This window comes from Embleya sp. NPDC059237 (genome assembly GCF_042754105.1).
GTDB lineage: Bacteria > Actinomycetota > Actinomycetes > Streptomycetales > Streptomycetaceae > Embleya.
On sequence record NZ_JBHZAE010000004.1, the window covers coordinates 696151 to 703771 of the forward strand.

General features: G+C 70.9%; 6 protein-coding genes. 3 read left to right on the forward strand and 3 right to left on the reverse strand.

The genetic code is table 11. The annotated features are described in order from the left end of the window. Positions 1-41: 41 nt before the first annotated feature. From ACFXKZ_RS17130 to metH, 3 genes are all read right to left on the reverse strand, one after another. The gene (locus tag ACFXKZ_RS17130) at positions 42-746 is read right to left on the reverse strand and encodes an HAD family hydrolase (RefSeq protein WP_380001115.1); all 705 of its coding nucleotides are present in this window, start codon (positions 744-746) and stop codon (positions 42-44) included. Between the two features lie 130 nt (positions 747-876). Further along, positions 877-1725, reverse strand: coding sequence for a putative RNA methyltransferase (locus ACFXKZ_RS17135; protein ID WP_380001117.1), 849 nt, complete (start codon positions 1723-1725; stop codon positions 877-879). Positions 1726-1796: 71 nt separating this feature from the next. Then, on the reverse strand, positions 1797-5273 hold the full coding sequence (gene metH / locus ACFXKZ_RS17140) for a methionine synthase (RefSeq protein WP_380001119.1): 3477 nt from the start codon (positions 5271-5273) through the stop codon (positions 1797-1799). 349 nt (positions 5274-5622) lie between these two features. On the opposite strand from metH, the gene ACFXKZ_RS17145 reads away from it, so the two are divergent. The 3 genes from ACFXKZ_RS17145 to ACFXKZ_RS17155 all read left to right on the forward strand — a co-directional run. Next, a complete protein-coding gene (locus ACFXKZ_RS17145) occupies positions 5623-6474 on the forward strand; it encodes a PAC2 family protein (RefSeq protein WP_380001121.1) in 852 nt (283 codons plus the stop codon). Positions 6475-6918: 444 nt separating this feature from the next. Next, positions 6919-7206 (forward strand): transposase, encoded by a 288-nt coding sequence (locus ACFXKZ_RS17150; RefSeq protein WP_380001123.1) that lies wholly within the window; start codon positions 6919-6921, stop codon positions 7204-7206. Next, a partial coding sequence (locus ACFXKZ_RS17155) for an IS3 family transposase (RefSeq protein ID WP_380001125.1) occupies positions 7203-7621 on the forward strand: 419 nt, incomplete at its 3' end. The genes ACFXKZ_RS17150 and ACFXKZ_RS17155, both read left to right, overlap by 4 nt.

Consider the following 7621-nt stretch of genomic DNA (forward strand, 5'->3'; position numbering starts at 1 on the left):
CCACCTGTTTGTGGGTGGGGCGGGCGCGGCGGCGGCGCCGGTCAGCGGGCGACGCGGGCCCGGGCCAGGTCGCGCAGGTACGCGAGGTCGACCTCTTCGAGGGAGTCGACCACGGTGCGCGTGGGCGCGGGCGGGATGGGCGTCATGCTCGGCACGGCCAGCACGGCGCACCCGGCGGCCTCGCCGGCGGCGATTCCGGTGGGCGAGTCCTCGACGACCACGCAGGCCCAGGGTTCGGCGTCGAGTCGGCGGGCCGCGGTCAGGTACGGGTCGGGGTGCGGCTTGGTGCGCGCGATCTCGTCGCCGGCGAGGGTGAGGCGGAAGTGGTGGGCGCCGATCGAGGGCAGGACTGCGTCCACGATCACCCGCTGGGAGGCGGTGACGAGCGCGCACGGCACGCCTGCGTCGTCGACCTCGGCGAGCAGCCGTTTGGCGCCGGGGCGCAGGTCGACGCCGTCGCGCAGGCGGCGCACCATGTCGGCGTTGATCCGGTGCTCCAGTTCGGCGGGCGGCACGTCCAGGCCGGAGACCGAGAGCAGGTAGGTGACCGCGCGCTCCATGGGGCTGCCGAGGAGTTGCTCGGCGTGTTGCGCGGTGAGGGTGAAGCCGAGGTCGGCCATCACCGCGGTCTCGGTGGCGAACCAGTGGCGTTCGGTGTCGACCAGGGTGCCGTCCATGTCGAACAGGACTGCTTGGAGGCCGTGGCCCGGGCGGGCTCCGGTGGTGGTCGTCAGCGCTGCCGTCATCGGGTGGCCGCCTCTCCGCCGGTTCGCGGCGTGGTGGTGTGGATGGGGTGGGTGAATCTCCTCACGCGGGTTCTCTCCAGGGGTCGGATCCGCCGGTTGGCTCCGGCGGGTCCTCGATTGTGCGGCGTCGTCAGGGATTGGGCAACCGCCGAACGGGGTCGTATGCGGAAACAGTGATCGAAGCCGTCACGACCTGCGGGTTCGCCAGCGCGGCGAGCCGTGTGCGCAGCTGCTCGGGGTCGGTGTGCCAGGCGCTGGGGCCCATCGCGACCACGGTGGCGATCGCGGTGTGGTCGAGCGTCATGGGGTAGGTGAGGGTGCGCCGGTCGCGCGGGGTGAACCAGGGGGCGAGTTTGGCGTCGATCCGCTCCTGCTTGTCCGTGTCGACGCGGAGCAGGTCGAGGGCGGGGACGAGTTCGCCCAGGTGCCCGGGGGCGGGGGCGGCGACGATCAGGGCCCCGTCGGGGTGCAGGACGCGGTGCAGTTCGGGCGGGTTGCGCGGGGCGAACACGTTGAGTACGCGGGCGGCGACGCCATCGCGCACCGGCAGCGGGCGCCAGGCGTCGCAGACGGCCGCGCCCATGCGGGGGTGTGCGCGGGCGGCGCGGCGCAGCGCGTATTTGGAGATGTCCAGGGCGAGCCCGCGGCGGTCCGGCAGGGCGTCGAGGACGCGCGCGAGGTGGTGGCCGGTGCCGGCGCCGACGTCGACGAGGGTGCCGGGGGGTGCGTCGGCGCAGGCGGCGGCGAGCGCGTCGCCGAGCCGGTCGTAGTGGCCGGCGCCGAGGAAGTCGACCCGGGCGGCGACCATGGCGGCGGTGTCGGCGGTGCCGGTGGGGCCGCTGCCGGTGAGCAGGTTGACGTAGCCCTGGCGGGCGATGTCGAAGGTGTGCCCGGCGGCGCAGCGCAGGCCGGTGTCCTCCCCCGCCAGGTCGGCGCCGCAGTGCGGGCAGGCGAGGGTGTGCAGGACGTCGCCGAGCATGTGCCTCGTTCGGGCCGCCGGTGCGGCCGGGGCGGTGGGTGCCCCGGCCGCGGCCGGTGTGGACGGGTGGGTCAGCGGGCGTTGAAGTAGTTCGCCTCGGGGTGGTGGAGCACGATGGCGTCGGTGGACTGTTCGGGGTGGAGTTGGAACTCCTCGGACAGTTCGACGCCGATGCGCTCGGGCCCCAGGAGTGCGGTGATCTTGGCCCGGTCCTCGAGGTCGGGGCAGGCGCCGTAGCCGAGCGAGAAGCGCGCGCCGCGGTAGTGCAGCTTGAGCATGCCGTCGAGGTCGGCGGGGTCCTCGCCGGCGAAGCCGAGTTCGGCGCGCACGCGTGCGTGCCAGTATTCGGCGAGGGCTTCGGCGAGTTGTACGGACAGCCCGTGCAGTTCGAGGTAGTCGCGGTAGGAGTTCTCCGCGAACAGTTCGGCGGTGGCGCCGGACAGGCGCGGGCCCATGGTGGCGATCTGGAAGCCGACGACGTCGATCTCGCCGGATTCCTCGGGGCGGAAGAAGTCGGCCAGGCACAGGTGCCGGTCGCGGCGTTGGCGCGGGAAGGTGAAGCGGGTGCGCTCGTTGCCGGAGTCGTCGAGCACGATCAGGTCGTCGCCCTTGGACACGCACGGGAAGTAGCCGTAGACCACGCCCGCGTCGAGGAGGTTGTCGGTGACGATGCGGTCGAGCCAGTAGCGCAGGCGCGGGCGGCCCTCGGTTTCGACGAGTTCCTCGTAGGAGGGCCCGTCGCCGCCACGGGTGGGCTTGAGGCCCCACTGGCCCATGAAGGTGGCGCGCTCGTCCAGCCAGGACGCGTAGTCGTTCAGCTGGATGCCCTTGACCACGCGGTCGCCCCAGAACGGCGGGGTGGGCACGGGGTTGTCGACCGCGACGTCGGAGCGGGCGGGCATCTCCTCGGGCTCGGTCTCGATCACCTTGGCGGCGGCGACCTTGCGCCGGCGCAGCGCGGGCAGCTCCACGCCGGGCACGCCGCGCTTGACGCCCATCAGGGCATCCATCAGGCGCAGGCCCTCGAAGGCGTCGCGGGCGTAGCGGACCTCGCCGGCGTAGATGTCGTACAGGTCCTCTTCGACGTAGGCGCGGGTGAGGGCGGCGCCGCCGAGGATGACGGGGTAGCCGGCGGCCAGGCCGCGGGTGTTCAGCTCCTGGAGGTTTTCCTTCATGATCACGGTGGACTTGACCAGCAGGCCGGACATCCCGATCACGTCGGCGCGGTGTTCCTCGGCGGCTTCGAGGATGGCGGACACCGGCTGCTTGATGCCGATGTTGACCACGTTGTAGCCGTTGTTGGACAGGATGATGTCGACGAGGTTCTTGCCGATGTCGTGCACGTCGCCCTTGACGGTGGCGAGCACGATGGTGCCCTTGCCGTCCTCGCCCTCGACCTTTTCGATGTGCGGTTCCAGGTGCGCGACGGCGGACTTCATCACCTCGGCGGACTGGAGCACGAACGGCAGCTGCATCTGGCCGGAGCCGAACAGCTCGCCGACGACCTTCATGCCGGCCAGGAGGGTGTCGTTGATGATGACCAACGCGCTGCGTTCGCGCAGCGCCTCGTCGAGGTCTTCCTCCAGGCCGGCGCGTTCGCCGTCGATGATCCGCCGCTCCAGGCGTTCGTTCAGCGGGAGTGCGGCCAGTTCCTGGGCGCGGGTGGCGCGTACGGACTTGGCGTCGACGCCGTCGAACAGCTCCAGGAAGCGCTGGAGCGGGTCGTAGTCCTCGCGCCGGCGGTCGTAGACCATGTCGAGGGCGACCTCGCGCTGCTCCTCGGGGATGCGCGCCATCGGCAGGATCTTGCTGGCGTGCACGATCGCCGAGTCGAGGCCGGCTTCGATGCACTCGTTGAGGAAGACCGAGTTGAGCACGATGCGCGCGGCCGGGTTGAGGCCGAAGGAGACGTTGGACAGGCCGAGGGTGGTCTGCACCTCGGGGTGGCGGCGCTTGATCTCGCGGATCGCCTCGATGGTCTCGATGCCGTCGCGGCGGGTCTCCTCCTGGCCGGTGCCGATGGGGAAGGTGAGCGCGTCGATGATGATGTCGGAGACCTTGATCCCCCACTCCTGCGTAAGGGCGGTGATCAGCCGCTCGGCAACGCGGACCTTCCATTCGGCGGTACGGGCCTGGCCCTCCTCATCGATGGTCAGCGCGACCACGGCCGCGCCGTGCTCCTTGACCAGCGGCATGATGCGCCGGAAGCGGGAGGTGGGGCCGTCGCCGTCCTCGTAGTTGACCGAGTTGACCACGGCGCGCCCGCCGAGCAGTTCCAGGCCCGCTTCGAGCACCTCGGGCTCGGTGGAGTCGAGCATGATCGGCAGGGTGGAGGCGGTGGCGAGGCGGCCGGCGAGTTCGCGCATGTCGGCGACGCCGTCGCGGCCGACGTAGTCGACGTTGAGGTCGAGCATGTGCGCGCCGTCGCGGGTCTGGTCGCGGGCGATGTCGAGGCAGTCGTCGTAGCGGCCTTCGAGCATGGCCTCGCGGAACGCCTTGGAGCCGTTGGCGTTGGTGCGCTCGCCGATGGACAGGTACGACAGGTCCTGGCGGAAGGGCACCGACTGGTAGAGCGAGGCGGCGGCGGGCTCGTGGCGGGGGTTGCGCGGGGTCAGCTCGCGCCCGTGCACCCGCTCGACGACGGCCTTCAGGTGCGCGGGGGTGGTGCCGCAGCAGCCGCCGACCAGGGCCAGGCCGTAGTCGCGGGTGAAGGTGTCGTGCGCGTCGGCCAGTTCGTCGGGGCTGAGTGGGTAGTGCGCGCCGTCCTTGGTCAGGATCGGCAGGCCGGCGTTGGGCATCGCGGTGACGCCGATGCCGGCGTGCTGGGAGAGGTGGCGCAGGTGCTCGCTCATCTCGACCGGGCCGGTGGCGCAGTTGAGGCCGATGAAGTCGATGCCCAGCGGCTCCAGCGCGGTGAGCGCGGCGCCGATCTCGGAGCCCATCAGCATGGCGCCGGTGGTCTCGACGGTGACCTGGGCGAAGATCGGCAGGTCGACGCCGGCCTTCTTCAGGGCGCGCTGGGCGCCGATGATGGACGCCTTGGTCTGCAGCAGGTCCTGGCTGGTCTCGATGAGCAGGGCGTGCGCGCCGCCGTCGATCAGGCCGGCGGCGTTGACCTCGAACGCGTCGCGCAGCGTGGCGAAGGGCACGTGGCCGAGGCTGGGCAGCTTGGTGCCGGGGCCGATCGAGCCGAGCACCCAGCGGGGGCGGTCGGGCGTGGTGTAGCCGTCGGCCACTTCACGGGCGATCCGGGCGCCGGCTTCGGCGAGTTCGTAGATCCGGTCCTGGATGTCGTACTCGCCCAGGTTGCCGAGGTTGGCGCCGAAGGTGTTGGTCTCGACGCAGTCCACGCCGACGTCGAAGTATTCCTTGTGCACGTTGCGCACGATGTCGGGTCGGGTGACGTTCAGGACCTCGTTGCAGCCTTCGTGGCCCTGGAAATCGTCCAGGCTGGGATCCTGGGCCTGGAGCATGGTTCCCATCGCTCCATCGGCGACGACGACGCGGGTGGCGAGTGCTTCGCGAAGCTGCTGCGGGGTTGCTGTCATGAGAATGCGTCTCCGATGGGTGCGACGGCTGTCGGCTTGCCCGGTGCCGTCGTGACGGCTCGGGCCAGAGCGCCAGCTTAATGCGATCCTCGTCGGGAGCTCGATGACTCGCGGGTGACGTGTCCCACTGGTCACCGTGTGGTCACACACGTTTACCGGGCCGTTTGTGGTGGGTTGGCCGCGCGGGTCGGTGGGCGGGGCGCGGATTTCACTGTGGGCGAAGTCGGCGCCGGCGGGTCTGGTCGCGGGTGCCGCAACCCGTAATGTGGGGACCGTACAGCTCTCGCGGTCCCCACGTACGGTCGGCCGCGGCGCACGGATCCCGGCCCCGGCCGGAAGGAGGCACTGGGTGATCGAGCTCGACGACCTGCCCGAGCTGATCGACCCCGTCATGGTGGCCGCGTTCGAGGGCTGGAACGACGCCGGCGACGCCGCTTCCGCCGCGATCGAGCACCTGGACCGGGTCTGGAAGGGCGAGGTGTTCGCGGCGCTCGACGCCGAGGACTATTACGACTTCCAGGTGAATCGGCCGACCATATGGCTCGACGGCGAAACCCGGCGGATCACCTGGCCGACCACGCGGCTGTCGGTGGTCCGGCTGACCGAGCCGCGTCGTGACCTGGTGCTGGTGCACGGGATAGAGCCGAACCTGCGTTGGCGCTCGTTCTGCAACGAACTGCTGGGCTTCGCGCACGAGTTGGGCGTGGAGACGGTGGTGGTGCTGGGCGCGATGCTGGGCGACGCGCCGCACTCGCGGCCTGTCCCGGTCAACGGGACGACCTCCGACCCGGTGGTGGCGCGCAACGTGGGGCTGGAGCAGTCGCGGTACGAGGGGCCGACCGGGATCGTGGGCGTGTTCCAGGAGGCGTGCGCGCACGCGGGCATGCCGGCGCTGACGTTTTGGGCCTCGGTTCCGCACTACGTGGCGCAGCCGCCGTCGCCGAAGGCCACGCTGGCGCTGTTGCGGCGGCTGGAGGACTTCCTCGACGTGAACGTGCCGATGGGCGAGCTCGCGGAGGACGCGCGGGCGTGGCAGGTGGGCGTGGATCAGCTCGCGGCCGAGGACACCGAGGTGGCCGAGTATGTGCGGTCGCTGGAGGCGGCGCGGGACACGGAGGATCTGCCGGAGGCGTCGGGCGATGCGATCGCGGCGGAGTTCGAGCGGTATTTGAAGCGTAAGGGTGATCAGCCGGAGGGGTGAAAGGCTCGCGGCCACATGGCCCTGATGGGGCTGGGGCGGTGGGCGGGGTGTGCCGATGCCGGTCGCGTCGGCGGCGGCGGCCGGCCTCCGGCCCGGGTGTCCTCAAACGCCGGACAGGCTGAATGGGGCCCGGGTCGCCTCCGGGGCCGGGCTGCGCCCCGCCTGTCCTCAAACGCCGGACAGGCTGAATGGGGCCGAGTCGCCTGCCGAGCCGGCCTGCGGACCGGGGGTCCTCAAACGCCGGACAGGCTGAATGGGGCCGAGTCGCCTGCCGAGCCGGCCTGCGGACCGGGAGTCCTCAAACGCCGGACAGGCTGGATGGGGACCGAGTCGCCTCCGGGGCCGGGCTGCGCCCCGCTTGTCCTCAAATGCCGGACTGAGGTGCCCTTGATCTTCCGGACAGCGACCCGCGTAGGGTTGTAGGGAACCGGAAAGAGAAAGCACGTGCCGAAGAGATATACACAGCAGTTCAAGGACGAAGCCGTTCGCCTGGTGCTGGACGGCCCCCGTCCGATCATCCAGGTCGCGCGCGAGCTGGGTGTCAACGACACCACGCTCGGGAACTGGGTCGCGCAATACCGCAGGTCCGTCGCGGAACCCGGATCGACGCCGCGAGGCGACGAACCCGTGACCGCGCGGGAACGGGAACTCGAACGCGAAGTCCGGAAACTCCGCGAGGAGAACGCGTTCCTGGTAAAAGCAAGCGCCTTCTTCGCCCGCAACCATCGGTGAGTTCCCGCTACGAACTCGTCGACGCGGAGAAGGCCGACTTTCGCATCGCCGACATGTGTCGATGGCTCGACGTATCCCGATCCGGATACTACGAATGGCGCACCCGCCCGGAATCCGCCACCGCGCGACGACGCCGGCACCTGATCGCGGCGATCAAGGAGATCTTCGCGGCGAATCACGAGACCTACGGATATCGGCGCGTCCACGCCGTCCTGGCCCGCTCCGGCGAGACGGCCTCGCCGGAGCTGGTCCGTGCGCTGATGCGCGAGCTGGGGCTGGTTCCCTGCCAGCCCCGGCCGTGGCGGGCCGTCACCACCCGCCCGGGCGGCGCGCACCCGCGCATCCCCGACCTCGTCCGCCGCGATTTCACCGCCGACCGACCGGGAGCCAAACTCGTCGGCGACGTCACCTACAT